We start from the raw sequence: 24,831 nt of genomic DNA, 5'->3' as shown, positions 1-24,831 counted from the left end.
TCCTTGCGCCAGCAACTCCAAGTCCCGCCGATAAGGCCCTACTGCGCTTGCGACGAGCAGCTTAGGTTGGCTCAACAAGCCCGGCCTTGACCAGCGGCTCGATCGACCGGATCTCGCGTTCGATCGAGCCGGCCATTTCGTCAGGCGAATTGACGACGGAGGTCAGTCCGAGCGACGCAAACTTCTTCTGTGCTGCCGGCGTATCGCTCCACTCCTTGATGGCGGTATGGATCTTGCTGACAATCTCCTTGGACATCCCCTTTGGGCCGACAGCGCCGAACCAGAGGGTCTGCTCGTAGCCGTTGAGACCCTGTTCTGCGACGGTCTGCACCTCGGGCAGTTCCGGAATTCGCTTGGCCGAGGTGACCGCAAGCCCGCGGATTTTCGCGTCGCGGATATGGGGGAGATAGTTGGACGGCGCGTCGAGTGCAAAGTGGATGTGTCCACCCAGCAGGTCGGCCAGCAGCGGCGGCGACCCCTTGTAGGGAATATGGTTGATCTGCACGCCGGCCATCTGGCCGATGATGGCAGCGGCTATGTGCCCCTTGGTCCCCGCGCCCGGATTTCCGATATTCAGCTTTCCAGGGTTTGCCTTTGCATAGGCGATCAGTTCCTGGACCGATTTCGCCGGAGCCGAAGCGCTTGCGCTGAGCAGCGCCGGGCTTTCTGCGACAATCGAGATCGGTGTGAAGTCCACCTGCGGATCGTATGCAAGGTTCTTTTGCACCACCTTGTTGGCCGCGATCGGCGCGCTGCCGCTGATCATGATCGTGTAGCCGTCGGGCGCGGCGCGCGCGAGCCTGCCGCCGGCCAAAGCCCCGGCTGCGCCAGCATGGTTCTCGATGACGAATTGCTGGCCGTATTTGGCCGTCAAGGCGTCCGCGACCAGCCGGGCAATGATGTCACTGGTGCCACCCGGAGGATAGGCCGAGATCACCACCACCGGTTTGCTCGGCCAACTGTCGGCCAGCGCAATTCCTCTGGACGCCAGCATGGCAGCTGTGCCGCCCAATACGATAAATTCCCGCCTGTTCATTGCAAGTCTCCTCCCACCCGTTGAATCGAGTTCTATAGGCGCAACACTATCGTGCCGGATTGCCACCGCGAACCTCTGACTGAGACCATTCCGCTGCTTGGAATGGTCCGCTCAATCGCAAGCCTCGATGGCCGTCAGTCAGCGCCGGCAAGCCAGCGTTCCTCGCCCTCATGAAAAGCGCTCAGTTGGTCCGGCTGATCGTCGCCCAGCAGATCGGGTTTTACCGTTACCCCGCGCGTGTGCTGGATATATGCCAGGAACTTGTAGGAGGGACGCATTGTCGACAGGACGGACCAGTCGATGGGAAGTGTCTCCGCCGGGTTGACGGGCTTGGCGATGTCCCTTTCGAACAGGACTTCGAAGGTGAGGAGTTTCCAGGTGCCAGCCTCCCGCACGGCGCGGGAGAAGAACCGGCAGAAGACATGAAGGTCGATCTCGACGCCTTCAGGCCTCGCGCGGTTGAAGATCATCGCCGGGCTTTCCACCGTTGCCCGGTCCCCGGTCACTTGCGCAAAGGCGGGAAAGACCCAGTGTTTGCTGTTGCCGGTCGCCTTCATCCATTCGCGCGTCGCCTCCACATAGGCCTGACCACCACGTCCCTCGTACCAGCTTGTCCGGATATAGGCGTCGCGGTGGAAGCATGCGCTCATCACATCAAAACGGCGCTGGTCACGGGCAAAGCGTTCGCGGCGCACGAGATCGAAGAGTTCCTCCCTGTCTAGAAGGGTCTTTAGGCGCGTGCCGTCGTCCTGTTGCATAGGGATCTCCTCAAAAGTTGGTGCGTATATGGATCCGTGCTGTGCCGATCAGTCGGCTTCCTGCAGCCCTTCCTCGCGCACTTTGCGAAGGCGCGGCGACACGATCGACAGGAGTAGCAGGGCGGCGACGACCAATGTTCCGAGACTGAGGGGGCTCGTGAAGAAGACGCTTGCATCCCCGTGGGAGATCAAAAGCGTCCGGCGCAGATATTCTTCCGCCATAGGACCAAGGATCATGGCGAGGATGAGCGGCGCGGGCTCTGCTCCCATCCTCTTGAAGAAATATCCGAGCACGCCGAACAGCGCCATCATGTACACGTCGAAAACGCTGTTGTTGATGCTGTAGACGCCGATTGCCATGAACACGCAGATCGTCGGGAACAGAAAATGGTATGGCACCGAAATCAGCTTTGCCCACATGCCCACGAGCGGAAGGTTCAGGAAAAGCAACATCAGGTTGCCAAGCCACATCGACACGACCAGGCCCCAGAACAGGGCAGGTTGCTGAGACAGGATTTCCGGCCCGGGCTGGACGCCCTGAACGACCAGCGCTCCGATCATCAGAGCCATGGTCGCGGTTCCCGGAAGGCCGAGCGTCAACATCGGTATGAAGCAGGTTTGCGCTGCGGCGTTGTTCGCGGCCTCTGGCGCGGCTACGCCCTCGATCGCACCCTTGCCGAACTGTTCGGGATGCTTCGAGATCTTTTTCTCCAGCGCATATGCCGAGAAGGACGCGAGCAGGACGCCGGCGCCGGGCAAGACTCCGAGCAGGACCCCGATACCGGTGCCGCGCAGAATCGGTGCAGACATCCGGCGCCAGTCCTCGGCCGTCGGGAACAGGCTGCTGACGGGTGCGACCCCGACCACCCGCAAACGTTCGTTTTCCAGGTTCATGAGGACGTCGCCCAGACCGAATATGCCCGTGGCGACGACGACGAAATCCACCCCGTCGAGCAGGTAGGGCGAGCCGAACGTGTACCGTGCGGCCCCTGTATTGATGTCGGTTCCGATCATTCCGAGGACGATGCCGAACAGCGCCATGCCGAAGGCTGTCAGCAGCGATCCGCTGGTCAGCACCATCGAGGTGATGAGGCCGAGCATGATAAGCGAGAAATACTCCGCAGGTCCGAAGGTGAGGGCAAGACTTGCCAGCAGTGGCGCTGCTATCACGATGAAAAGCGTTCCCACCGTCCCGGCGAAGAAGCTGCCGATTGCGGCCGCCGCCAAGGCGCGCCCGGCTTTGCCCTGCTTTGCCATCTGGTGCCCGTCGAGCGTGGTGACGACGGATGAGGCCTCTCCCGGAAGATTCATCAGGATCGCAGTCGTCGAGCCTCCATATTGCGATCCGTAGAAGATGCCCGCCAGCATGATCAGCGCTGTGTCGACCGGCAGCCCGAACGTGAACGGCAAGAGCATGGAAATGGTCGCGATCGGCCCGAGGCCAGGCAGGACGCCGACCGCGGTGCCAAGAAGCACTCCCGCAAAACAATAGGCGAAATTGGACAGCGTCGTTGCCGTCGAAAACCCCAGGAGAAGTCCATTGAAAATGTCCATGTCAATCCTGCAAAGCGGTTAGAAACCGAGAACCCGTAGCCAGCTTCCCACGATGGGGATGGGTAGGCCGAGGAGTTCGATGAAGACGACGGAGCAGAGCGCGGCAAAGGCGAGAGACCCTGCGACGGCCTTCCATCCGATGTGAAATTTGATGCTCGTCGCCGCGGTTAAGATCGTCAGCAGGAGAACGGCCAGCGGCAACCCGAGGGTCTCGACCGCCAGCCCGAAAATCACGACCGCACCGGGGATCAGCAAGAGCGGCTTCCACCGAATGGCCGGCAGCCGTTCCGGCTGGACGAATTGCGAACGAAAGAGGACGAGGAGGCCCGTCAACACCAGCAGGCTCGAAATGATGACAGGAAAATAACCCGGCCCCATCCGACCGGATGTGCCGAAGGGGTAACTCATCGCAACGGAAACGGATAGGACGCCAAAAACAACGAAAAAGAGTCCCAGTAGAACGTCTTGGCTCAGCTTCATCCGAGGCTCCCATCCAAAAGTTGTTCAGTCGATTTGCAACTATGCGCGCCCATTTGTCTCCAACAACCGGACCAATGCCCTCGCCACGTCGCAGCTGTTCACAATACAAAGCCGGCTCAAGCTGGCAATGTCGCAGGCAACCTGTTTCGCCAGACGATTGACCAATGATGCGGAAACAGCGGGAAGGCCGCGCCCGAAGGCGCCGCCGCCTGTGAAAATATCTGCGGCTTCGGCGGCTAGAGATGGCGGCCTTCGTCGACCGGTATGACGATTCCCGTCGAACTGGTGAGGTTGACGATGCAGGCGGTCACTGCCCGCGCGACATCGTCGGGAGCGGTGATCCTGGCCAGAGGAAGGCGTTCCGCGACTTTTTGCAGCTGGTCCCGGGTCCGGTGAGGAACGAAATCCGTATCCACGCCGGCGGGTGAAACGGAGAAAACGCGAATTTTGGGTGCCAGCACCTTGGCGAGGGCAATTGTCAGCGCATCCAATCCGCCCTTCGCCGCAATATAGGCCAGGCTGCTTCCCACACCGGTCCGGGCCGCAATGGAGGAGATGTTGACGACGGCGGCGTTGTTGCCTTGCTCCAGCATCGGGCGGAACGCCCGAACCATCGCGAAGGGTCCCCGGAGGTTTATCGCTACCGCGCGATCGAATATGTCGTCGGTGAGTGCGTCGAGGTCGTTTGCCGCGACCGGGGTTGTCGCACCCCCGCAGTTGATCAGGGCATCGAGGCTGCCGAATTTTTCACCGACGGCGACGGCTGCCTCGGCGACGGATGCCGGATCGTCGATCGCGATGCGCAGGGCGCTGTGGCCGTTGCCATGAAGGCTTTTGACGACGTCATCAGCCATCTCCGGGCGGCTGTTGTAGCCGACGACGATGGTGGTGCCCATCTGGGCGAGCCGCGCGGCGATCGCCCGCCCGATCCCGCTGTTTCCACCGGTCACGAGCGCAACTCTTGGAACTGCCAGTTCCGGAACTTCGATCAATGGCATTTTTCCTCCCGAAAAGACCTGCCGACAATGAATTCAAGCCGAGTATTCCTTGAGAGCGGCGGCGGCGGCCGATCGGATGAAGCCATGGTCGCTCGATACCAACATCGCACTCGCGCCGAGTTCGGTCGCAAAATTGAAGTCGGCCTTGCTGGTCGGCAACATCATGAGCGGGATATCGGCCTCTCGTGCCGCCGCCGCGACCTGCCTGCTTATTTCTGCCACCTTGGCACCGGCCTGCGGATCACCTCGATGTGCTGCAGTCAGATCTCCCCGGCCGATGAACAAAGCGTCTATGCCATCTACCCTGGCGATATCCGCCGTCCGGTCAACGGCTTCAAAATCCTCGATCATGGCGATGCAGGCGACCCGGCTGTCCTGCAGCGACATATGATGCACCGCGTCGATACTTCCCCAGTTGCTGGCGCGCGTCAGCCCGGCAAAACCTCGGCTGCCTCCCGTATATCGGCAACTGCGTGCAATTGCCCGAGCCTTTTCGACGGTGCTTACATGCGGAACCATGATCCCCATCGCGCCCGAATCGAGCGCCGACAGGATGTTTGCTTCGCTGAATTCGGCGATGCGCACCACGGGCGCGATATTCGATGCACGCGCGGCAAAGATCATCAGGTCGGTTATGTCGCGCCCGAGCGCGGCATGCTCCTGGTCGATCACCACGAAATCATAGCCGATCGCCCCCAATATCTCGACCACCTGCGTCGTGGGAAGCTTGAGGAATGTGCCGAGCATCCGTTGGCGCGTCAGCAGTCGTTCACGGAATGCGGTAAAATCGGGACGCTGTTCTGTCATCTGGCCACCTTTCGATGCCGATCCCTAGCATTCCCTTGCCAGGAACGAAGGCAATTGCGGCCCCGTTTCTCCCTGCGAAACATTCCCACCCGGCTGGCGTTTCTTCTCGCGAAACGGGCGGCGATAACGATTGTGATCCGCAGCTTCGGGTGCGAGCCAATAACTCAGGACAGTGCGACTTCATTCGCGCGTGACGCTCAACGAGGAACACAAAAGCCTTGGCCAATCCGACCATCATAAGCTGCGCCGTCACAGGCAATATCACGACGATCGATCAGACCCCCTATCTGCCGGTCACTCCGGAGCAGATCGCCGCTGCCTGCATCGACGCTGCGCGGGCGGGTGCTGCGATCGTTCATATCCATGTGAGGCATCCGGACGGCAGGCCCAGCATGGAGTTGCAGCACTACCGCGAGGTTGTCGAGCGCCTGCGGGCAGCGGACGAGGACGTGATCATCAACCTGACGACCGGCCCTGGCGGGCGGTTCATCCCCAGCGAAGACGAACCGCGGATCGCGGCACCGGGGACCACGCTGATGCGACCGGAGCACCGGGTCGAACATATCGCTTCCCTGCGGCCGGAGATCTGCAGCCTCGATTTCAATACGATGTATTCCGGTTCTTCCGTCGTCATTAATACGCCGCGCAATCTCGCGGTCATGGCGGACATCATTCGCAATGCGGGCGTACTGCCGGAGATCGAAGTATTCGATACGGGAGACATCCAGCTCGCCAATCAGTTCCTTCAGGAAGGGAGGCTGGCGGAGCCCGCGCTATTCCAGATCGTGCTCGGAGTGCGTTACGGGGCAATCGCCACGCCGGAAACGCTGATGTACATGAAGTCGCTTCTGCCGGCAGGCGCTCATTGGGCGGCCTTTGGCGTAGGGCGTTGGGAATTTCCGATGCTGGCGCAGGCCTGGCTTCTGGGCGGTCACGTTCGGGTCGGCCTGGAGGATAACATCTATCTGGAAAAAGGCGTCCTCGCTGCGAGCAACACCGTGCTCGTGGAGAAGGCCGTGCGCATTTTAAGAGAGCTGGGAGGCACAATCGCGACCGCCGGCGAGGCGCGAGAAATTCTGGGGCTGAAGAAGCAGCTTCCGAAGCCACGCTAGATCCTGTCGGCGGTGCATGTCGCTCGGCCGGCTTCCCGGAAGCGCGGGCCGCAGCCCTGCCTCAACGCCATCCGGTTTCCTGGCGCGGAGCCAGATGATTTCGACTACGGCCAGCAATTTCTGGCAGAAAAGCGGAGATGCCAATGTACGTTCAGAGTGACCCACGATCCAATCTGTCCAACGCTGCAAAACCGAGCGGCACGAAGGTGCACAACAGCTATTTCGGCTCGCAGCTTGCCCTATTCTACGAAACCGCGCCCCAGATCGCCGACGCCAACGGCGACACATGGATCAGCCGCGGGCAGAACTTCGTCGTCGCATACAGCAACGCGAAAGAGGGCGGCATCTTCTCACGCCGGTCGCAGCCCGATGAATATGCCTTGATCATTCCCGACAAGGAGACTTCGGTCGAAATCACCACCGCGGAGGGAACCACCGTCGTTCCGGGCTATTCCGTCGCCTTCGTGCCGCCGGGCGACAGCTCCATCCGGGTGTCGACGGGCGGCAGCATCGTTCGCCTTTTTACCCCGAAGTCGGAGGACTTGGCTGGCGCCGCTTCGAACGCGGATGCCTTCCTCGGCGCGCATCCCAATGTCCCTCCTTTCGAAGCCTGGCCGGAGCCGCCCGGCGGGCTGAAGTTGAAGTGGTATACGCTGGAGGTTCCGGACGATCCGTCCCGGTTCGGGCGCATCTACCGCTGCACGACGTTCATGATCAACTATCTGTCGCCGCGCATCGGTCCTCGCGAGCGGGACAAGGTGTCCCCGCACCATCATGACGATTTCGAGCAGTGCTCGCTGGCGGTAAGCGGTTCCTTTACGCACCATCTGCGCTGGCCCTGGACTACGAACATGAACATCTGGCGGGAGGACGAGCACCTCTACTGCGAGTCGCCGTCGATCTGCGTTATCCCACCGCCCGCGATCCACACGACAACCGCTGAATCCCCTGGCGTCAATCAACTGGTGGACATCTTCGCGCCGCCGCGGATGGATTTTTCGCAAAAGCCGGGCTGGGTCCTCAACGCGGACGACTACCCGATGCCGCAGGCCTGACGACCGATCGGCTCGCCGTCGGCTCCGGGTCTCAGGTGTCGGCGGCGGCTATGGAACGGTGTGGGCAAGCGCCGGGTCAACGGCAAGGACGACTTTGCCGATCTGGCGGTTTTCGTCGAGGATGCGATGAGCCTCCCGCACTTGCCCGAACGGGACGGCCTGATGAATGCGGGTGACAATGCGGCCGTCCTCGAGCAGCGGCCAAACGTGGTCGACCAGGTCTTTCGCAAGCCGCCCCTTGTAGGAGGGTGGCCTTGGTCTCAGCGTCGATCCGGTGATCGTCAGCCGTCGGCGTACCAGCATGCGGATGTTCACCTGCGCCATGCTGCCTTGATGGCTGGCGATGAAGACGAGCCGGCCGTCGTCCTTCAAGAGGTCCAACTGGCGCTGCGTTTCGGTTCCGGCTTGCCCGTCCAGGATGACATCGACCCCTTCACCGCCGGTCAGGTTGCGGATCTGTTCGTCCCAGGTGTCACGATAGTCGACTGCGGCTTGCGCGCCGACGGCCTTGCAGACCACTCGCTTCTCGTCGGTGCCGGCGGTCGCAAAAACGGTTGCGCCTCGAAGCTGCGTGGCGATCTGGATGCCAGCCATTCCAACCCCGCTGGTGCCGCCCTGGATCAGCAGGGTCTCCCCATATTCCAGTCGCGCCAGCCAGATCAGGTTGTTCCAGGCCGTGAAGAAGACTTCCGGAAGCGAAGCAGCCTCGATAAAGCTCAAACCCTTCGGGATCGGCATGCATTGCACGGCCGGCGCCACGCAGAACTCCGCATAACCGCCGCCGTTGACGAGCGCGCAGACCAGGTCTCCCGCCCGAAGCCCGTCTACGCCTTCACCGACGTCGTCGATGACCCCGGCAACGTCGAGACCGGGGATTTCGGAGGCGCCTGGTGGCGGTGGATAGAGACCGCGCCGCTGCTGGACATCCGGCCGATTGACCCCGGCCGCGACGACACGGATCAGCACGTCTCCGGCCTGCGGCCGCGGTCGCGGGCGTTCAACGATCCGAAGAACTTCAGGCCCGCCCGGACGTTCGATCTCGATGACTTGCATGTGCTGGGTCAGCGGAATGGAATGGTCACGTCGGCAATCCGACCAGCTTGGCCGGATTGTCTGCAACCATGGTCCGCACCTCCGTTTCGCTGAAACCCAATGCCAGGCAGAGCTTGATCGCCTGGCGCATGCCTTCCACCGGCGTAGGATTGTCGATCTGCCCGAGATCCGAGCCGATCGAGGAATGTTCGACGCCTGCAGCCAGGATGTGTTCCCTGAATTCTTCCGGCGTATAGGTGTTGAAGCGGGAATCGACATAGAGGCCGGCGGACTGTTCGATGAGGGCACCCAGTTGAGCCAGGTCGCGAACGTCGTCGGGGGTGAAGTGGAGCCCGTACATCGGATGATTGACGAGCAGGCGCTTGACGCCGCGGGCCCGCGCTTCATCGAAGAGCTTCCAGATTTCCCAGACATGCAGATGTCCCGAGGACAGAATGGCATCGAACTCCGCAATCATGTCGAGGATCTGCTTTACCTCGTCCAGAATATTCCCATAGGCATCGACAGGCGTCAGCGCCGGCGAATGTCTAAGCTGGACATTCGACGCAAGCCGCGTCTTGCGATGGGCGCTCCGGATGTGGTTGGCTGCCTGTGCAGTTGGCATCCAGATCAGCTTCGCGCCCATTTTCAGCTGGGCATCGACGACGAACGGGTTCAATCCCCCCGTCGAATTATTGAGCACGAGGCCGCTGAACATCGACAGGCCACGGTCTCCAAGCAGCCGCTCCATCATCGGGATCACCGGCGCGACCGAATAATGATGGTCCTTGAACAGAAGCCCGCGCATACCCGCCGCCGCTGCCTCTTCGGCGGCCTCCATGTGGTCGAGTTTTCGGGGCATCGTCGAGGGGCCGGAGTGAACGTGAAGATCGACTGCGCCACGCAGCAACCTGCTGGCCAATTCATCGTCAACACCGGCGATAAGCCTTCTGACTTCCTGTCTATTGCGGTTCACATCGTCTGCCGAAGCCATGGCAATCTCCTACTTACATCCTGGACCTCCCTAAAGCTTGACTCCAGACTGCGACAACCTATCATCCCCGGCATTTCGCTAGTCGAAACAGCCATCTAGATTCTACGGGAGGAGGATCCATGGGCATTCGAGCAATCGAACGCGCGATGAATGTTCTGCAAGAGCTGAACCTTCACCCAATCAATACAATTGCCCAACTGCATGCCCGGACAAAGCTCCCGAAACCTACTCTCGTTCGTATCCTGCGGACGCTCGAGGAAGCCGGATATGTGGAAAATGATACGCGGCAGGGAGGCTATCAGGTCAGCGCGCTGGTGACATCCTTGAGCTCCGGCTTTCACAAGGGACCGCTGGTCGTGGAAGCAGGGCGCGCCTGGGCCATCGCAATGACCCGCAAGCACAAATGGCCGATAGCGATAGCCCTGCCGGACTATGACGGGATGGTGGTGCGGTTCAGCACGGTGCCGGACAGCTTTATTTCGCCGTTTCACAGTACGGTCAACAAACGTCTCTGTCTGCTTACGCGCGGACTGGGCCTCGCCTACCTTGCCTTCCTCGACAAGGATGAATTCGACCTGATCATCGACGTGCTGAAGAGGTCGGACGATCCGGAGAACGCGCTCAGTCATCATCCGGCCGAACTGAAGCGGGTTGTCAGCAAGGTCCATCGAGACGGCTACGCCACCCGGTCGTCTCTCGTGGAGCCAAAGAACTCCAATACCATCGGTGTTCCCATCATCGGCCAGGGCGGGCGGGTCCTGGCGAGCATAGGGCTGACCTACTTCAAGTCGGCCTTCGGCTCGGAACGGGAAGCTTGCGAACGCTACGCTCCGATCCTGCAGTCGGCCGCAGCTGCAATCTCGGAAGATCTGGACCGTCTCTCCAACAGTTTTGCCACCTGATCCGCTAGCGTCGTCTGCCGGATCGAGGCCGAAAGGACATGCTGAACCGTCTCGGCAAACCTGTTGCCATATCAGCGGATACGGCCGCTTTTCAGAACATGTTCGGTGCCGTTGCGGACATGCCGCGTCAGTATATCCTGAGCGCCGCCGACATCCCGTTTCATGGCAAGCTCGAAAAGCCGCCGGTGGTCGTCCACCACCGGCTTGCCGCGAAAACTTTCGGCCAGCAGATGGTAACGCAGGAAGCGGTCGAAGACGGATGAGAGCGTCGCCATCAGCGTCTCGGAATTGCAGGCCGAGACGAGAGCCTGATGAAATTCCCAATCGTAACGGACCCAATCGACGGTGCGTGAGGCATCGCCTTCGAGAAGCTGGCGCTCGATCGCCGAAAGCTTGTGATGCGCCGCGACGATCCGCGCTTCCCAGTCCAGATCTCCCGTTGCGAAGGAGAGGCCGATCGCATGGCTTTCGAGCAGGATGCGAAGGTCGGCCAGTTCCAGGAGTTCCTGACGCGACGCAGGGCTCACCTCGAACCCACGCTGCCCTTCGGCGATAACAAGGTTCTCTGTGGTGAGCCGGCTCAATATTTCCCTGAGCGTCGAGACGCTGACGGAATAACGCTCCTTGGTCTGCTCGAGCCTGATCTTGGAACCAGGGGGCAGTGCGCCGGAAATGATATCCTGGCGTATCCGCCGAAACACGGTCTCGCCGATCGTCTCGGCTGCCTCTTTTCCTGATTTCAGCATGTTTCCCCCTTTGAGCAGATCGTATATAGCTGATGAAACAGAAAATACAGGGCAAAATGCCGTTAATAGGATGCTTTGCGATTGCAGCTCGAAAGATCGAGAAGTCAGGCAAAGACGGAATTGACTTATACGAACTATTTCGTACAATACAAAGGTGCGCATTCTCGGGAGGAATGGCCTGCACAAGGGAGGCTTCGTCGCAGGTAAGCGGCGCGCCGTGAGGAGGAGGAACCAGCCCATGACATTCGATCTGACCCGCCGACACTTTCTCGGCGCCACATTGGCAACCGCCGCCCTGTCCGTGCCGGCGCTGGCACAGGACAAGCCGGTCCTGAAGTTTTCCGCGGTATTTTCCGAACAGGATATTCGCGCCCAGATGACCAAGATGTTCGCCGAGGCGATTGCCGGCTCCTACAAGCTGGAGCCTTATTACGGCGGCAACCTCTTCAAGCAGGGCACCGAGCTCGTCGCCATCCAACGCGGCAATCTGCAGATGGGCAATATCGCTCCGCAGGATATTTCCAACCAGATTCCGGAATGGTCGGTGCTCACCTCGGCCTATCTGTTCCGCGACGCGCAGCATGTGACCAAGTTCTTCCAGAGCGAGGCCGGCGCGGAATTCAAGAAGATGGCCGACGAGAAACTCGGCGTTCATATTCTCGGCCCGACCTATTTCGGCGCCCGGCAGATCGGTTTGAAGCCGAACAAGAAGATCACCACGCCCGCGGACATGGCGGGCATCAAGCTGCGCATGCCAGGTGGCGATGCATGGCAGTTCCTCGGCGCCGCGCTCGGGGCCAACCCCACGCCGATGGCCTATGCCGAAGTCTATACCGGACTGCAGACCGGTGCGATCGATGGCCAGGACAATCCGCTGCCGAACGTCAAGAACATGAAGTTCTATGAAGTCATGTCGCAGATCGTCATGACCTCGCACCTCATCGGCTACGATCTGCTGACCATTTCCAGCAAGATCTGGAAGGGCATGAGCGCCGATCAGCAGAAGTCCTTCCAGGCAGCCGCCGACAAGGCGATGAAGTGGAGCGAGGACCAGCACCTTGCGCAGGAGAAGACGCTGGTCGACGAATTCAAGAAGGCCGGCCTCAATATTTACGAGCCGGACATCGCCGCCTTCCGCAAATTTGCCCAGGAAAAATACCTGGCCTCCGACCTTGCCAAGTCCTGGCCGAAAGGCGTCCTCGAAAAGGTCGCGGCAATCTGAAATAGCCCGCCCATGGGCGGGCACCTCACAAATGCGGCGGCAGGCCGGAGCGGTTAAACGCCCGGCCTGGTGGCCGAACCTCCGGGGGAGGGGGTAGATGAATTCGAAACTTATCGCTGCCGGCGGGTGGCTGCGGCGCCGCGCCGAAAATCTCCTGGCACTGATGCTGCTCGGGATGTTTGTCGCCTTCGTTCTGCAGATCATCTTTCGCTACATCCTGAACCTGTCGGTTGGCTGGACCAACGAGATCAGCGTCGTGTTGTGGATCTGGATCGTGCTGTTCGGCGCTGCCTTCGTGGTGCGGGAAGTGGAGGAGATCCGCTTCGACTTCTTCTGGGCTGGCGCCGGCGACAGGGCGCGGCGGGTGATGCAGATCATCTGCGCCATGACACTCGTCGTCCTGTTCGGCATATCCTTGCCGGCGGTGATCGACTACGTGACCTTCATGAAGGTGGAAAGCACCGCCTATTTGAAGATCCGCTTCGACTACCTCTATTCCATCTACATCGTCTTCGCTGTCGCAATGATCGTGCGTTACATCTGGCTTGGGGTGCTCGCGGTTCGCGGCAGGGCGCCTGAAGCCTTTGATCCCACCAAGGCGGGCTCGGGCGTATGAACTTCACAAGCCCCTTTTCGATCGCGCTCGTCGTCATCACGGCGCTCGCCTTCCTTGGCCTGCCGATCGGCCTTTCGATGATGTGCGGCTCGATCCTCTACCTGCTCCTCGCCGGGGCGGACATGGGCACGGTGGCCGAACAGTTCCTCAACGGCATGTATTCGAACTACGTCATCCTTTCGGTACCGCTCTTCGTGCTGGCCGCGGAATTCATGAATATAGGTTCGATGACCGAGCGGCTGCTGGCGTTCTGCAACGTGCTGGTCGGCCGTTTCCGCGGCGGTCTTGCGCATATCAACATCGTCCAGAGCATCATCTTCGCCGGCATGTCCGGGTCGGCGATCGCCGATGCCGCCGGCAGCGGCCGGATGATGCAGAACATGATGACGCGCGACGGGCGCTATACGCCAAGCTATGCCGCGGCGCTGACGGCCGTCACGTCCGTCATCGGTCCGATCATTCCGCCGTCGATCCCGATGGTCATCTATGCGCTCGTATCGGATGCCTCGATCGGCTACCTCTTCCTCGCGGGGATGGTGCCTGGCCTGCTGATGGCCGGCCTGCAGATGATGCAGGTGGCGATCACCGCGCGGCGCAAAAATTTCCCCGTCGAAGATCCGGTGCCGTTGCGGGATATTCCCCGCATCACCGGGCGGGCCTTCCCGGCCTTGATGATGCCGGTCGTGCTGCTGGGCTGCATCTATTCAGGTATTACGACCCCGACCGAAGCCGCCGCGCTCGCCGCCGCCTATGCGCTGGTCATCTCGCTGGTCATCTATCGGAGCATCAGCTTCGGAGCGTTCTACGATTCGCTGTTGCTCAGCGCCAAGTCGACGGCGTCGATCGGCATGTTGATCGCCGGTTCCCTGGTCTTCAACTATGTCGTGACGATCGAAAATATCCCGGACACGCTGCGGGTACTGTTGACCAGCTGGGACCTGACGCCCACCGGCTTTCTCATCCTCGTCAACATCCTGCTGCTTCTGCTCGGCTGCGTGCTCGAAGGCACAGCGATCCTCCTGATCATCGTGCCGGTCTTCATTCCGACCGCCCAGGCGCTCGGCATCGACATGGTGCATTTCGGGGTCGTGGTGGTCGTCAACATCATGCTCGGCCTTGTCACGCCGCCTTACGGGCTGCTGCTCTTCATCATGACGAACATTTCCGGTGTGCCGGTGAAGGACATCATCAAGGACGCGGCACCCTTCCTTTTCTGGATGGTGGTCAGCCTGGTCATCATCACTTTCGTGCCAGACGTCGTCCTCTGGCTTCCGCGCCTAATGGGTTATCAGGGGTGAACCGATGAAACCGATCTATATTCTCAACGGTCCGAACCTCAATCGGCTCGGGAAACGCGAGCCGGAAATCTACGGCACCACGACGCTTGGCGAAGTGGAGGCGTGGTGCCGGGAGGCGGCGGGCGAACGCCCGGTCGAATTCCGCCAGACCAACAGCGAGGAAAAGCTGATCGACTGGGTGCATGAGGCGATCGACGAGGGTGCGGGGATCATCATCAACCCCGCCGCCTTCACCTTCACGTCGCTGGCGCTCCTCGATGCGTTGAAGATGTTCACCAGGCCGATCATCGAGTTTCACATCAGCAATATCCATCGCCGTGAACCGATCTATCACAACTCCTATGTCTCCATGACGGCGACGACGGTGATGGCCGGCCTCGGGGCGACCGGTTATCCGCTGGCGGTGAAGGCCCTGGAGCGACTGATCGAAGAGCAGAGACGATAACCAGGTCGAGCGGTTCGCGTTCGGGTAAATAACGCTCTCGGCCCAAAGGCTAATATTGACAGGCAATGTATACAGACTTATTGCTGGTATAACGGCGTGGAGGGGGAGCAGCAGGCCGGCGGTTTTCTTGGCAGCGCAGGGCATGCCTTTTATCCCGGTTTTTCTTGCGGTTTGGATGTCTGGCTCGAAGTTAGTCATTTCCGGGAGCAGGTTTTGGCAAAACGCGACGTAAGCAGCGGATCTGTATACACGGATTTGCGAAATCCAGGCCCAGCTCTCGGGAAACGCCTAGCCACGCTCAGCCGGCTGACGAACGCGGAAAATAGTCAGGCGCCAAACTATCGCGCCCGTTGACTGTTGATCGCGATCTCCCCGATATATCCGACAGGCTGTGATGGGCCGGACGCCGCAAGGAGGACGCGGTCTGTCACCGGGAGCTTTGAGAACAGTTCGTCTTTGAGGAGGAAAGAGAAATGATTACCAGAAGAACATTGATGGCTGCGGCCGGTCTCGCCATGGGCGGCCTCGTTGCCATTCCGGCATCCGCGCAGGAAACGGTCAAGATCGGCCTTATCCTGCCGATGACCGGCCCGTTCGCGTCCACCGGCCGTCAGGTCGAGGCGGGTGTCAAAGCCTATATGGCGCTGAACGGCGATACCGTCGCCGGCAAGAAGATCGAAGTCGTGCTGCGCGACGACGGCGGTGTCGCCGACCAGACCCGCCGCATCGCCCAGGAGCTCGTCGTCAATGACGGCGCCAAGATGCTGATGGGCTTCGGCCTGACGCCCCTCGCCATGTCGGTCGCGCCGGTTCTCAACCAGGCGAAGATCCCGGCGATCATCACCTCGGCAACGACCTCGGCGATCATGCCGCAGTCGCAGTATTACGTCCGCACCTCGATGGGCGGCCCGCAGTCCGCCGTTCCGGTTGCCACCTGGGCAGTGCAGAACAACCTGAAAAAGGTGGTGACGCTGGTTTCCGATTACGGTCCGGGGATCGATATCGAGCAGGGTTTCACCAACCAGTTCAAGAAAGACGGCGGTACGATCGTCGAGGCGATCCGCGTTCCGCTGGCGAACCCGGATTTCGCCCCCTTCCTGCAGCGCGTCCGTGACGCCAAGCCTGACGCGGTCTTCGTTTTCGTACCGGCCGGCATCGGTGCGCAGTTCATGAAGCAGTATGTCGACCGCGGCCTTGCCGACGCCGGCATCAAGCTGATTGCCACCGGCGACGTCACCGACGACGACCTGCTGAACGGCATGGGCGCGGTCGCCAAGGGCGTCATCACCGGCCATTTCTACTCGGCCCTGCACGACAGCCCGGAAAACAAGGCTTTTGTCGCCCAGGTGAAGAAGGCCGCCAAGAACATGCGCCCGAACTTCATGGGCGTCGGCGGTTATGATGCCATGACGCTCGCCTATTTGGCACTGAAGAAGACCAATGGCGATACCGACGGTACCAAGCTCATCGAAGCCATGAAGGGTGCCACCTGGACGAGCCCGCGCGGTCCGATCACCATCGATCCGGCCACCCGCGATATCGTCCAGGACATCTACATGCGCGAAGTCAAGGAAGTGAACGGCGAACTCTACAATGTCGAATTCGCGACCTTCCCGAAGATCAAGGACCCGAACGCCAAGTAAGGCGGGATGGAACTTTCGACATGGGAATGGCGGGCCTAGGTCCGCCATTTTTGGTTTCGGGTCTGCTTAGAGCATGGATCGGGGCCGATGGATCGAGATTGGCAGTTCTTCCGTTGTTGTCGTATGCATGGGCCGAAAAACGGGCGAGCCAGGCGCTCCATGCGCTGCGAGGGCGCCGTACCAGACGGAGTTTAAAATTGAGCGTTGCCTTCACCAAGGAAGAGAGTTCCGAAACCGCTTCGGAAACCCTGCTGCCGGATCGTCCGATTTCGCCGCATCCGAACCTGGTGACGGAAGCGGGGCTGAAGGCCTTGGAACTGCAGCTCGCGCAGGCGCGCGAGGCCTATGGCGCGGCGAGCGCGATCGAGGACATCAATGAACGGCGGCGCCAGCAGGCAAATCCGTTGCGCGACGCGCGCTATTTTGCAGCGAGAGTTCACACGGCCAAGCTCGTCCCGGACCCGATCTCATCCGACAATGTCGCCTTTGGCAGCACCGTGACCTTCAGCCGCGACGATGGGCGCGTCCAGACCTATCGGATCGTCGGAGAGGATGAAGCGGACCCCAAGGCCGGATCGATTTCCTTCGTTTCGCCGGTCGCAAGGCTGCTTGTGGGCAAGGCTGTCGGAGATGTCGTCAGCGTCGGCGGTCAGGAGCTGGAGATCCTCGCAATCTACTGAAATACTCATATAGCCGCTGTATCCGTGTTCAAACCGGTGAATGACGGGTTGAGCAGCCGTCCGGCAATGGTTATCAGGTGCTGACTGCAAACCGACCTTCAGCGAACCACAAGGCGCATCCCGGCATGACCCCAGATTTTCTCGTCACCCATTCGGGTGGCTTCCATGCCGACGAACTGCTGTCGAGCGTCGTCCTGACCCGGCTTTTCCCAAAGGCTCGGATCGTTCGCAGCCGGGCGCCCGAATGGATCACGCCCGGTGCCGACCGCATCATCTACGATGTCGGCGGCGCCTATGACGCTGCGGCGCAGGTCTTCGATCACCACCAGCGCGGTGCGCCGCTGCGCGACGATGGCCAGCCTTACAGCTCGTTCGGGCTGGTCTGGAAGCACTATGGCCGTGACTACCTTGCAGCCCTGGGCCTTCCCGGCGCTCATATCGAGGCTTTGCACGCCTCTTTCGATGCGAGCTTCGTGCTTCCGATCGATCTGATGGACAATGGCGCGCTCAGCCCCTCGATTGCGGGGCCGCTGGCTGGGCTCACTCTGCCCGCTCTCCTGGAAACCCTGAAACCCGTGTTCGACGAAAAAGACCCGGAAGCTGAAAACCGCAGCTTTCACGCGGCACTCGCCATTGCCCGCAGTTTCGTCGAGGCACGGATTGCCCAGAGCGCTGCCAAACTGCGGGCCGAGGCGCTCGTGCACCAGGCAATCGTGGATACGGGTGAAGGGCGCATTCTGGAATTGCCGGTGGGAATGCCATTCCGCCCGGCGATCATCAAGGCAGGCGCCGATCATCTGTTGTTCGTCGTTCACCCGCGCGACAAGGACTGGTGCCTCACGACCATCCGCCGTGCGGATGAAGGTTTCGAGGTGCGCGCCGATCTGCCGGCGGCCTGGGCCGGCCTGACCGATCGGGATCTCGAGGCAGTCTGCGGCGTCGAAGGCGCCAGCTTCTGTCATAATGGCCGGTTCATCGCCGCAGCCAGGACTCGCGAAGCCGCTTTCGCCATGGCGGAGCTCGCGGTTAGGGAAGCTGTCGCCAACGGGACCAAGTAAAGGCGGCTGCAGCCGAAGAGGCTCCGTTGGGGCCGGCCTTCCGCTTCCGGCGTCGACCAGATGTGCTAGAAGAGCCCATCATGAGTTCTTCGCAGGCCGCATCGGCATCCACCATCCTGCATCACAGCCTCAGGCACCTGAGGGCGTTCCTCGCGGTCGTCGATACCGGCTCGGTGACCAGGGCGGCGGAACTCTGCTTCGTCTCCCAGCCGGCGGTCACCCAGGCGCTGTCGAAGATCGAAAAGACCGCCGGCCTGCCGCTGTTTTCCCGCACGCCGCAGCGGATCTTTGCCAATGGCGCCGGCGAGATCCTGGCGCTGCGCATCAAGCGCGCCTTCGGATATCTTGATCCCGCCTTGTCGGAACTGTCGCCGCGACTGCGGGTAACGACGACGACCGCGCAGCTGAAATCGCTGATCGCGGTCCGCGAAACCGAGAATTTTACGCTGGCCGCGAACCGCCTGGGCCTCAGCCAGCCCGCGGTCTATCGCGCCGTCAGTCAGCTCGAGGAGGAGGCTGCGCGTCCGCTGTTCGAACGGACGTCCTACGGTATCGTCGCCACGCGCGCGGCCCATGCGCTCGCTCAGGCGGCAAGGCTCGCCTTCGTCGAGCTCGAACAGGCGGATGCCGATCTTGCGGAACTGACGGCGGCCGAGATCGGCCAGATCGTCATCGGTGCAACGCCGCTTGCCAAATCCTATGTCCTGCCGAAGGCGATCGCCAGTTTCCGCAAGATCCGGCCGAACCTGCCGATCCAGATCCAGGAGGGTCCTTACCCGGACCTGCTGGGCGCTCTCCGTCGTGGCGAAGTGGATTTCATGCTCGGCGCGCTTCGGGTGCCGGCCCCGATCGGCGATGTGGACCAGAAGGTGCTGTTCCACGACACGGTGGTCATGGTTTCAGGGCAGGCGCATCCGCTGGCCGGCCGTGAGGAACTGACCGTCGAGGAGCTTGCCGCCTTCCCCTGGGTCGTCAACCAGAGCGGCACGCCGATGCGCCGGTATTTCGACAGCGTCTTTGCCGGTTCGCCAAGCGGGCCGCCGAAGAGCATCGTCGAGACCGGCTCACTGATCCTGATGCGCGAGCTGCTCGATTCCAGCGACCATCTCGGCTGCACCTCCCGTCTCCAGGCGGAAGCGGAGATCGCCCGCGGGCTGATGCGGGCGCTGCCTTTCGACCTCAGCCACACGTCGCGGCCGATTGGAGTGACGACGAGAAGGGACTGGCTGCCGACGGCCGCGCAGCAGGCGTTCCTGGAGCTTCTGCCGACCTGGTCCGATCGGCCGCTATAACCATAACTTATGAGTCCGGCAGATGAACTGATTGAGCGTGGAGACGTGGCCGGGCTAAGGTGCAAATGTGCCAGGCAGGTGGAGAGACTGGTGTTGGCACGGGGATCGCCGTGTCGGGGCCCATGGAGGTTAACGAAAAATTGAAAGTGGTGGGACGTCGAAGTATCTCCACCCGTTGACTGACATATCGGCAGTCAACGATATAGGCTACCGGTTTTGGCGGGCCTGGGCTGAAGTCCGGCAAGGCCTCCATAAGAAAATTCTGCACTCGGAGGAGGAAATACATGCTGAACAGAAGAACGCTCATCGCAGCGGCGGGCATAGCGCTCAGCTGCCTTGCTGCCATTCCGGCAGCCGCCCAGGAAACCATAAAGATCGGCCTCATCCTGCCGATGACCGGTCCCTTTGCATCGACCGGTCGTCAGGTTTCGGCCGGCGTCAAGACCTTCATGGCGATGAAGGGCGACACGGTCGCCGGCAAGAAGATCGAACTCGTCATCCGCGACGACGCCGGCACGGCCGACCAGACCCGCCGCATTGCCCAGGAACTGGTGGTCAACGACGGCGCCAAGGTTCTGGCCGGTTTCGGCCTGACGCCGCTTGCCATGGCGGTTGCGCCGGTCGCCACCCAGGCGAAGATCCCGTCGGTGGTCATGGCTGCCGGCACGGCTTCGATCACCAAGGCGTCGGAATACATCACCCGCACCTCCGGCACCCTGCCGCAATATTCGCTGCCGGTCGGCACCTGGGCTGCCGCCAACAAGATCAAGAAGGTGGTGACCCTCGTTTCCGACTACGGCCCGGGCATCGACGCCGAAAAATGGTTCACCAAGGAATTCAAGGCCAAGGGCGGCGAGATCGTCGAGGCCGTGCGCGTGCCGCTCGCCAACCCGGATTTCGCGCCCTTCCTGCAGCGCGTCCGTGACGCCAAGCCCGATGCCGTATTCGTCTTCCTGCCGTCGGGTGCCGGTTCGCTGTTCATGAAGCAGTTCGCCGACCGTGGCCTCGCCGATGCCGGCATCAAGCTGATCGCGACCGGCGACGTCACCGACGACGATATCCTCAACTCGATGGGCAAGCCGGCAATCGGCACCATCACCGGCCATTTTTACGCGACCGCGCACGATAGCCCGGAAAACAAGGCATATGTCGCGGCCTTCAAGAAGGCCAATGCCGACATGCGCCCGAACTTCATGTCGGTCGGCGGTTACGACGGTATGGCGCTGATCTATGCAGCGCTCGAAAAGACCAAGGGCGATGTCACCGGCCCGGCCTTTATGGCGGCCGTCAAGGGCCTCTCCTGGACGAGCCCGCGTGGTCCCGTCTCGATCGATCCGGAAACCCGCGACATCATCCAGAACATCTACATGCGCGAGGTCAAGGATGTGAACGGCGAGCTGCAGAACGTCGAGTTCCAGACGTTCAAGGATCTCAAGGATCCTGAAAAGGCCGACGCCAAGTAAGCAAGGATATCCCGTCACCCCGCCTCCGCTTCGCTCGGCGCACCCTCTCCCCGTAAACGGGGCGAGGGGGGAACCCGCAACCGGCGCAGCATATGCCTTCTCCCCGGCTTGACGGGGAGAAGGTGCCGGCAGGCGGATGAGGGGGCAGGTTCATAACAAGAAGGTCAAGGCACTTGAGCCCCTTCGTTTTCCCGGCGACAATGCCAGGCAACATCATCGCTCGCAGCAGGGCCTCGCAGAGAAGAGTTACATGCTGACAATCCTGTTCGACGGCATCGCCTACGGCATGCTGCTTTTTATTCTGGCCTGCGGGCTGACGGTGACGCTCGGTCTGATGAACTTCATCAACCTGGCGCATGGCGCGTTTGCCATGGCCGGCGGCTATGTGACCGTGGTGATGATGAACCGCTACGGCATCTCCTTCTATTGGTGCCTGCCGGCGGCCTTCATCGTTTCGGCGCTGATCGGCCTCGTGCTGGAACGGACGCTCTACCAGTGGCTCTACCAGGCGCCGCATCTGGACCAAGTGCTCTTCTCGATCGGCATCGTCTTCATGGCGATTGCAGCGACAGACTATTTCATGGGCGGCCAGCAGCAGCTGATCAACCTGCCGCCGGAACTCTCCGGCCGCATGGACGTGTTCGGCGTCGGCGTCGGCCGCTACAGGCTCTTCACTATCATCGTCTGCGCGGCACTTGCGCTCGCGCTGCAGCTCATCCTCTCGAAGACCCGGTTCGGCAGCCGACTGCGCGCCGCGGTCGACGACCGGCGTGTCGCCATGGGCCTCGGCATCAACGTGCCGCTGGTCTTTGCGCTGACCTTCGCCTTCGGTTCGGGCCTTGCCGGTCTCGGCGGGGCGATGGGCGCGGAAATCCTCGGGCTCGATCCGAACTTCCCGCTGAAATTCATGATCTACTTCCTCATCGTCGTCTCCGTCGGCGGCACGTCCACCGTCTCCGGCCCGTTCCTTGCCGCCCTGCTGCTCGGCATTGCTGACGTGGCCGGCAAATATTACGTGCCGGCGATCGGTCCCTTCGTCATTTACGCGCTGATGATCATCATGCTGATCGTACGGCCGAACGGCCTGTTCTCAAGGGGCGGCCGATGAGCGTTCTTCCGCAGGAAACCACCGTGTCCGCAAATTCCTCCACTGCTGCAGCCGAGGCCCGCGCTGCGAAGCTGATGAAGCGCAGAAGCCGCATCCGCTTCTACGAGATCATCGTCTGGATCGCCGCGATCGCCGCTTACTTCCTGCTGCCGTCGAAGATGCTAATCCTCACCGAGATCGCCATTCTGGCTTTGTTTGCCGTGTCTCTCGACCTGGTGCTCGGTTTCGCCGGCATCGTCTCGCTCGGCCACACCGCCTTCTTCGGACTTGGCGCCTATGTGGCGGGCCTGATGGCGCAGCATTATTTCGCCGAACCGGTGACCGGGTTGATCGTCGCGGGCGCCGCTTCCGGCGTGCTTGGCCTGCTCACCAGCTTCCTCATCCTGCGCGGCTCCGACCTTACCCGCCTGATGACCACGCTCGGCATCGGCCTGATGATGGCGGAAGTCGCCAACCAGATGGCATGGCTGACCGGCGGCGCCGACGGCCTCAGCGGTTTTTCGCCCGGCCCGATCCTCGGCATGTTCGAGTTCGATCTGTTCGGCAAGGTCGGCTATCTCTATTGCGTCGGGGTTCTTTTCATCGGCACGATGATCATGCGCCGCATCGCCTTTTCGCCTTTCGGCCTGTCGCTGAAGGCGATCAAGGGCAATTCAATGCGCTCTGCCATGGTCGCCGTGCCTGGCCGCAAGCGCATCGTCACCGCCTATACGATCGCGGCGGTGTTTGCCGGCATGGCAGGGGCGCTGCTCACCCAGACGACGGCCTTCGTTTCCCCCGATGTGCTCGCCTTCCACCGCTCGGCCGATGTTCTGCTGGTGCTCGTCATCGGCGGTACCGGTTATCTCTATGGCGGCATCTTCGGGGCGATCCTGTTCACGCTGGTCAAGGATTGGCTGTCGGTGATCACGCCGCAATACTGGATGTTCTATATCGGCCTGCTGCTCGTCATCCTGGTGCTGATCGGCCGTGACCGGCTGTCGCGGTGGGTCGAATACCTGCCCGAGCGCCTCTCGAAGAAGGAGGACCGCTGATGAGCGAGATCGTTCTCGAAACCAGGCATCTGGTGCGCCGCTTCGGTGCCTTCCTCGCCACCAACGATGTGAGCCTGAAGGTGGAACGCGGCGCTCGCCATGCCCTGATCGGCCCAAACGGCGCCGGCAAGACGACGCTGATCAACCTTCTGACCGGCGTCCTGCCGCCGTCGGAAGGCCAGGTTTTCCTCGAAGGCGAGGACATCACCTCGATGGCCTCGTTCCGGCGGGTCAAGCGCGGGTTGACCCGCACCTTCCAGATCAACCAGCTGTTCAACGAGTTCACCCCGCTCGAAACGGTGGCGCTGGCGATCGCCGAACGCGAAGGCGTTGGCCACAATCTGTGGCGATCGATCGCCGGTTACGGCAAGGTGGTGGACGAGGCGGCAGACCTGCTGGCGCGCTTCGGCCTTGCCTCTGTGATGGGCGAGCGCACCGTGATCCTGCCCTATGGCAAACAGCGCCTGCTCGAGATCGCGCTGGCCTTTGCGTCAAAGCCACGCGTGCTGCTGCTCGACGAACCGGCGGCCGGCGTGCCGGAGGACGAGCGGCACGAAGTGCTGCAGATCGTCTCCGACCTTCCCGCCGACGTCACCGTGCTGCTGATCGAGCACGACATGGATCTGGTCTTCTCGTTCGCCAACCGGATTTCGGTTCTGGTGGCGGGCGCGGTCTTTGTCGAAGGAACGGTTGCGGAAATCTCCAGCGATCCACGGGTCAAGGCCGTCTATCTTGGAGAAAACGCATGAGCGCCCCGGTTCTGGTCACCGAAAAGCTGGTCGCGGGTTATGGCGAGGCGAGCGTTCTCGCCGGCATCAGCCTGACGATCGAAGAGGGCAAGACGCTGGCGCTGCTCGGCCGCAACGGCACCGGCAAGACGACCTTCGTCAATACGCTTGCCGGCGTCACCACGCATCATTCCGGCTCGATCCACCTGATGGGACGCGACGTGACGAAACTGCGGGCCGACCGACGTGCCGCGGCAGGCATCGGCTGGGTGCCGCAGGAGCGCAACATCTTCAAGTCGCTGACCGTCGAGGAGAACATGACGGCGATCGCGCGCCCCGGCGTCTGGACGCTGGAACGGGTCTATACGATGTTCCCACGCCTCAAAGAGCGCCGCAAGAACCTTGGCAACCAGCTCTCCGGTGGCGAACAGCAGATGCTGGCGGTCGGGCGGGCGCTGATGGTCAATCCGAAACTGCTTCTCCTCGACGAGCCGACCGAAGGCCTTGCGCCGATCATCGTCGATGAACTGCTTTCGGCGATCCAGCGCATTACCCAGGGCGAGGGCATGTCGGCCATCATCATCGAGCAGAAGGCCCGCAAGGTCCTGCCGCTTTCCGACGACGCCGTCATCCTCGATCGCGGAGCGATCGTTTACCAGGGTACCAGCGCCGACCTGCTCGCCAACGAGGATATCCTCGGAAAGCATCTGACCGTGGAAAAGGGTGCACCGCACTAGTTCAGAAAGTTGCCGGGGGAGACAAAGGCCTCT

Annotated in this window: 25 protein-coding genes; 16 read left to right on the top strand and 9 right to left on the bottom strand. The window is 61.5% G+C overall.

Going from position 1 to position 24,831, the window contains the following annotated elements:
* Nucleotides 1-61: 61 nt before the first annotated feature.
* From C5J22_RS26220 to C5J22_RS26195, 6 genes are all read right to left on the bottom strand, one after another.
* Nucleotides 62-1,036, bottom strand: a complete 975-nt coding sequence (locus tag C5J22_RS26220; RefSeq protein WP_105440624.1) for a tripartite tricarboxylate transporter substrate binding protein — start codon at nt 1,034-1,036, stop codon at nt 62-64.
* Nucleotides 1,037-1,170: 134 nt separating this feature from the next.
* Nucleotides 1,171-1,794, bottom strand: coding sequence for a nuclear transport factor 2 family protein (locus C5J22_RS26215; RefSeq protein ID WP_105440623.1), 624 nt, complete (start codon nt 1,792-1,794; stop codon nt 1,171-1,173).
* A 48-nt stretch (nt 1,795-1,842) separates the two neighbouring features.
* Nucleotides 1,843-3,348: a tripartite tricarboxylate transporter permease gene (locus C5J22_RS26210; RefSeq protein ID WP_105440622.1), complete on the bottom strand. Its 1,506-nt coding sequence runs from the start codon at nt 3,346-3,348 to the stop codon at nt 1,843-1,845.
* Between the two features lie 18 nt (nt 3,349-3,366).
* Nucleotides 3,367-3,828 (bottom strand): tripartite tricarboxylate transporter TctB family protein, encoded by a 462-nt coding sequence (locus tag C5J22_RS26205; RefSeq protein ID WP_105440621.1) that lies wholly within the window; start codon nt 3,826-3,828, stop codon nt 3,367-3,369.
* Nucleotides 3,829-4,064: 236 nt separating this feature from the next.
* Nucleotides 4,065-4,826, bottom strand: a complete 762-nt coding sequence (locus C5J22_RS26200; protein ID WP_105440620.1) for an SDR family NAD(P)-dependent oxidoreductase — start codon at nt 4,824-4,826, stop codon at nt 4,065-4,067.
* 33 nt (nt 4,827-4,859) lie between these two features.
* Nucleotides 4,860-5,633, bottom strand: coding sequence for an HpcH/HpaI aldolase/citrate lyase family protein (locus C5J22_RS26195; RefSeq protein WP_105440619.1), 774 nt, complete (start codon nt 5,631-5,633; stop codon nt 4,860-4,862).
* Nucleotides 5,634-5,851: 218 nt separating this feature from the next.
* Here C5J22_RS26195 and C5J22_RS26190 point away from each other — a divergent pair, with 218 nt between their 5' ends.
* Both C5J22_RS26190 and C5J22_RS26185 read left to right on the top strand, forming a co-directional pair.
* Nucleotides 5,852-6,745, top strand: a complete 894-nt coding sequence (locus C5J22_RS26190) for a 3-keto-5-aminohexanoate cleavage protein (protein ID WP_105440618.1) — start codon at nt 5,852-5,854, stop codon at nt 6,743-6,745.
* 206 nt (nt 6,746-6,951) lie between these two features.
* Nucleotides 6,952-7,800, top strand: a complete 849-nt coding sequence (locus C5J22_RS26185; RefSeq protein WP_245440548.1) for a hypothetical protein — start codon at nt 6,952-6,954, stop codon at nt 7,798-7,800.
* Nucleotides 7,801-7,848: 48 nt separating this feature from the next.
* On the opposite strand, the gene C5J22_RS26180 is transcribed toward C5J22_RS26185, so the two are convergent.
* A complete protein-coding gene (locus tag C5J22_RS26180; protein WP_105440616.1) occupies nt 7,849-8,853 on the bottom strand; it encodes an NAD(P)H-quinone oxidoreductase in 1,005 nt (334 codons plus the stop codon).
* Nucleotides 8,854-8,878: 25 nt separating this feature from the next.
* Nucleotides 8,879-9,826, bottom strand: coding sequence for a DUF6282 family protein (locus C5J22_RS26175; protein ID WP_105440615.1), 948 nt, complete (start codon nt 9,824-9,826; stop codon nt 8,879-8,881).
* Between the two features lie 119 nt (nt 9,827-9,945).
* Between C5J22_RS26175 and C5J22_RS26170 the strand changes: the two genes are divergently transcribed.
* Complete coding sequence (locus C5J22_RS26170; protein WP_105431036.1) at nt 9,946-10,728, top strand: helix-turn-helix domain-containing protein; 783 nt, start codon at nt 9,946-9,948, stop codon at nt 10,726-10,728.
* Nucleotides 10,729-10,799: 71 nt separating this feature from the next.
* Here C5J22_RS26170 and C5J22_RS26165 read toward each other — a convergent pair whose 3' ends face one another.
* Entirely contained in the window at nt 10,800-11,474 is a 675-nt protein-coding gene (locus tag C5J22_RS26165; RefSeq protein ID WP_046665951.1) for a GntR family transcriptional regulator, read from the bottom strand.
* Nucleotides 11,475-11,712: 238 nt separating this feature from the next.
* Here C5J22_RS26165 and dctP point away from each other — a divergent pair, with 238 nt between their 5' ends.
* The 13 genes from dctP to C5J22_RS26100 all read left to right on the top strand — a co-directional run bounded on the left by dctP (nt 11,713) and on the right by C5J22_RS26100 (nt 24,798).
* Nucleotides 11,713-12,696, top strand: coding sequence for a TRAP transporter substrate-binding protein DctP (gene dctP, locus C5J22_RS26160; RefSeq protein ID WP_046631907.1), 984 nt, complete (start codon nt 11,713-11,715; stop codon nt 12,694-12,696).
* A 97-nt stretch (nt 12,697-12,793) separates the two neighbouring features.
* The gene (locus tag C5J22_RS26155) at nt 12,794-13,312 is read left to right on the top strand and encodes a TRAP transporter small permease (protein WP_105440614.1); all 519 of its coding nucleotides are present in this window, start codon (nt 12,794-12,796) and stop codon (nt 13,310-13,312) included.
* The gene (locus tag C5J22_RS26150; protein WP_105440613.1) at nt 13,309-14,610 is read left to right on the top strand and encodes a TRAP transporter large permease; all 1,302 of its coding nucleotides are present in this window, start codon (nt 13,309-13,311) and stop codon (nt 14,608-14,610) included. Before C5J22_RS26155 ends, C5J22_RS26150 begins: the two co-directional genes overlap by 4 nt.
* Before the next feature lie 4 nt (nt 14,611-14,614).
* Nucleotides 14,615-15,055, top strand: coding sequence for a type II 3-dehydroquinate dehydratase (locus C5J22_RS26145; protein WP_105440612.1), 441 nt, complete (start codon nt 14,615-14,617; stop codon nt 15,053-15,055).
* 473 nt (nt 15,056-15,528) lie between these two features.
* Nucleotides 15,529-16,698, top strand: coding sequence for an ABC transporter substrate-binding protein (locus tag C5J22_RS26140; RefSeq protein WP_105440611.1), 1,170 nt, complete (start codon nt 15,529-15,531; stop codon nt 16,696-16,698).
* Between the two features lie 197 nt (nt 16,699-16,895).
* Nucleotides 16,896-17,378 (top strand): transcription elongation factor GreA, encoded by a 483-nt coding sequence (gene greA, locus C5J22_RS26135; protein WP_105440610.1) that lies wholly within the window; start codon nt 16,896-16,898, stop codon nt 17,376-17,378.
* Nucleotides 17,379-17,503: 125 nt separating this feature from the next.
* Nucleotides 17,504-18,436 (top strand): MYG1 family protein, encoded by a 933-nt coding sequence (locus tag C5J22_RS26130; protein ID WP_105440609.1) that lies wholly within the window; start codon nt 17,504-17,506, stop codon nt 18,434-18,436.
* Between the two features lie 80 nt (nt 18,437-18,516).
* Nucleotides 18,517-19,728 carry a LysR family transcriptional regulator gene (locus C5J22_RS26125; RefSeq protein WP_105440608.1) on the top strand — a complete coding sequence of 404 codons (1,212 nt, stop codon included), beginning with the start codon at nt 18,517-18,519 and terminating at the stop codon, nt 19,726-19,728.
* Nucleotides 19,729-20,012: 284 nt separating this feature from the next.
* On the top strand, nt 20,013-21,191 hold the full coding sequence (locus C5J22_RS26120; RefSeq protein ID WP_105440607.1) for an ABC transporter substrate-binding protein: 1,179 nt from the start codon (nt 20,013-20,015) through the stop codon (nt 21,189-21,191).
* Nucleotides 21,192-21,441: 250 nt separating this feature from the next.
* Nucleotides 21,442-22,299, top strand: coding sequence for a branched-chain amino acid ABC transporter permease (locus tag C5J22_RS26115; RefSeq protein WP_105440695.1), 858 nt, complete (start codon nt 21,442-21,444; stop codon nt 22,297-22,299).
* Nucleotides 22,296-23,333: a branched-chain amino acid ABC transporter permease gene (locus C5J22_RS26110; RefSeq protein WP_105440606.1), complete on the top strand. Its 1,038-nt coding sequence runs from the start codon at nt 22,296-22,298 to the stop codon at nt 23,331-23,333. The genes C5J22_RS26115 and C5J22_RS26110 overlap by 4 nt, the downstream gene beginning before the upstream one ends.
* Nucleotides 23,333-24,082, top strand: coding sequence for an ABC transporter ATP-binding protein (locus C5J22_RS26105; RefSeq protein WP_105435163.1), 750 nt, complete (start codon nt 23,333-23,335; stop codon nt 24,080-24,082). The genes C5J22_RS26110 and C5J22_RS26105 overlap by 1 nt, the downstream gene beginning before the upstream one ends.
* A complete protein-coding gene (locus C5J22_RS26100; RefSeq protein WP_105425284.1) occupies nt 24,079-24,798 on the top strand; it encodes an ABC transporter ATP-binding protein in 720 nt (239 codons plus the stop codon). Before C5J22_RS26105 ends, C5J22_RS26100 begins: the two co-directional genes overlap by 4 nt.
* Nucleotides 24,799-24,831 lie beyond the last annotated feature (33 nt).

It is taken from the genome of Neorhizobium sp. T25_13, assembly GCF_002968675.1.
GTDB classification, from domain to species: Bacteria; Pseudomonadota; Alphaproteobacteria; order Rhizobiales; family Rhizobiaceae; genus Neorhizobium; species Neorhizobium tomejilense.
This window is presented reverse-complemented; position numbering and strand designations above follow the sequence as displayed.

What these genes read in the sequence shown, in the direction of transcription:
- C5J22_RS26220 (WP_105440624.1), bottom strand. Translation starts at nt 1,036, where the DNA reads ATGAACAGGCGGGAATTTATCGTATTGGGCGGCACAGCTGCCATGCTG.
- C5J22_RS26215 (WP_105440623.1), bottom strand. Translation starts at nt 1,794, where the DNA reads ATGCAACAGGACGACGGCACGCGCCTAAAGACCCTTCTAGACAGGGAG.
- C5J22_RS26210 (WP_105440622.1), bottom strand. Translation starts at nt 3,348, where the DNA reads ATGGACATTTTCAATGGACTTCTCCTGGGGTTTTCGACGGCAACGACG.
- C5J22_RS26205 (WP_105440621.1), bottom strand. Translation starts at nt 3,828, where the DNA reads ATGAAGCTGAGCCAAGACGTTCTACTGGGACTCTTTTTCGTTGTTTTT.
- C5J22_RS26200 (WP_105440620.1), bottom strand. Translation starts at nt 4,826, where the DNA reads ATGCCATTGATCGAAGTTCCGGAACTGGCAGTTCCAAGAGTTGCGCTC.
- C5J22_RS26195 (WP_105440619.1), bottom strand. Translation starts at nt 5,633, where the DNA reads ATGACAGAACAGCGTCCCGATTTTACCGCATTCCGTGAACGACTGCTG.
- C5J22_RS26180 (WP_105440616.1), bottom strand. Translation starts at nt 8,853, where the DNA reads ATGCAAGTCATCGAGATCGAACGTCCGGGCGGGCCTGAAGTTCTTCGG.
- C5J22_RS26175 (WP_105440615.1), bottom strand. Translation starts at nt 9,826, where the DNA reads ATGGCTTCGGCAGACGATGTGAACCGCAATAGACAGGAAGTCAGAAGG.
- C5J22_RS26170 (WP_105431036.1), top strand. Translation starts at nt 9,946, where the DNA reads ATGGGCATTCGAGCAATCGAACGCGCGATGAATGTTCTGCAAGAGCTG.
- C5J22_RS26165 (WP_046665951.1), bottom strand. Translation starts at nt 11,474, where the DNA reads ATGCTGAAATCAGGAAAAGAGGCAGCCGAGACGATCGGCGAGACCGTG.
- dctP (WP_046631907.1), top strand. Translation starts at nt 11,713, where the DNA reads ATGACATTCGATCTGACCCGCCGACACTTTCTCGGCGCCACATTGGCA.
- C5J22_RS26155 (WP_105440614.1), top strand. Translation starts at nt 12,794, where the DNA reads ATGAATTCGAAACTTATCGCTGCCGGCGGGTGGCTGCGGCGCCGCGCC.
- C5J22_RS26150 (WP_105440613.1), top strand. Translation starts at nt 13,309, where the DNA reads ATGAACTTCACAAGCCCCTTTTCGATCGCGCTCGTCGTCATCACGGCG.
- C5J22_RS26145 (WP_105440612.1), top strand. Translation starts at nt 14,615, where the DNA reads ATGAAACCGATCTATATTCTCAACGGTCCGAACCTCAATCGGCTCGGG.
- C5J22_RS26140 (WP_105440611.1), top strand. Translation starts at nt 15,529, where the DNA reads ATGATTACCAGAAGAACATTGATGGCTGCGGCCGGTCTCGCCATGGGC.
- C5J22_RS26130 (WP_105440609.1), top strand. Translation starts at nt 17,504, where the DNA reads ATGACCCCAGATTTTCTCGTCACCCATTCGGGTGGCTTCCATGCCGAC.
- C5J22_RS26125 (WP_105440608.1), top strand. Translation starts at nt 18,517, where the DNA reads ATGAGTTCTTCGCAGGCCGCATCGGCATCCACCATCCTGCATCACAGC.
- C5J22_RS26120 (WP_105440607.1), top strand. Translation starts at nt 20,013, where the DNA reads ATGCTGAACAGAAGAACGCTCATCGCAGCGGCGGGCATAGCGCTCAGC.
- C5J22_RS26115 (WP_105440695.1), top strand. Translation starts at nt 21,442, where the DNA reads ATGCTGACAATCCTGTTCGACGGCATCGCCTACGGCATGCTGCTTTTT.
- C5J22_RS26110 (WP_105440606.1), top strand. Translation starts at nt 22,296, where the DNA reads ATGAGCGTTCTTCCGCAGGAAACCACCGTGTCCGCAAATTCCTCCACT.
- C5J22_RS26105 (WP_105435163.1), top strand. Translation starts at nt 23,333, where the DNA reads ATGAGCGAGATCGTTCTCGAAACCAGGCATCTGGTGCGCCGCTTCGGT.
- C5J22_RS26100 (WP_105425284.1), top strand. Translation starts at nt 24,079, where the DNA reads ATGAGCGCCCCGGTTCTGGTCACCGAAAAGCTGGTCGCGGGTTATGGC.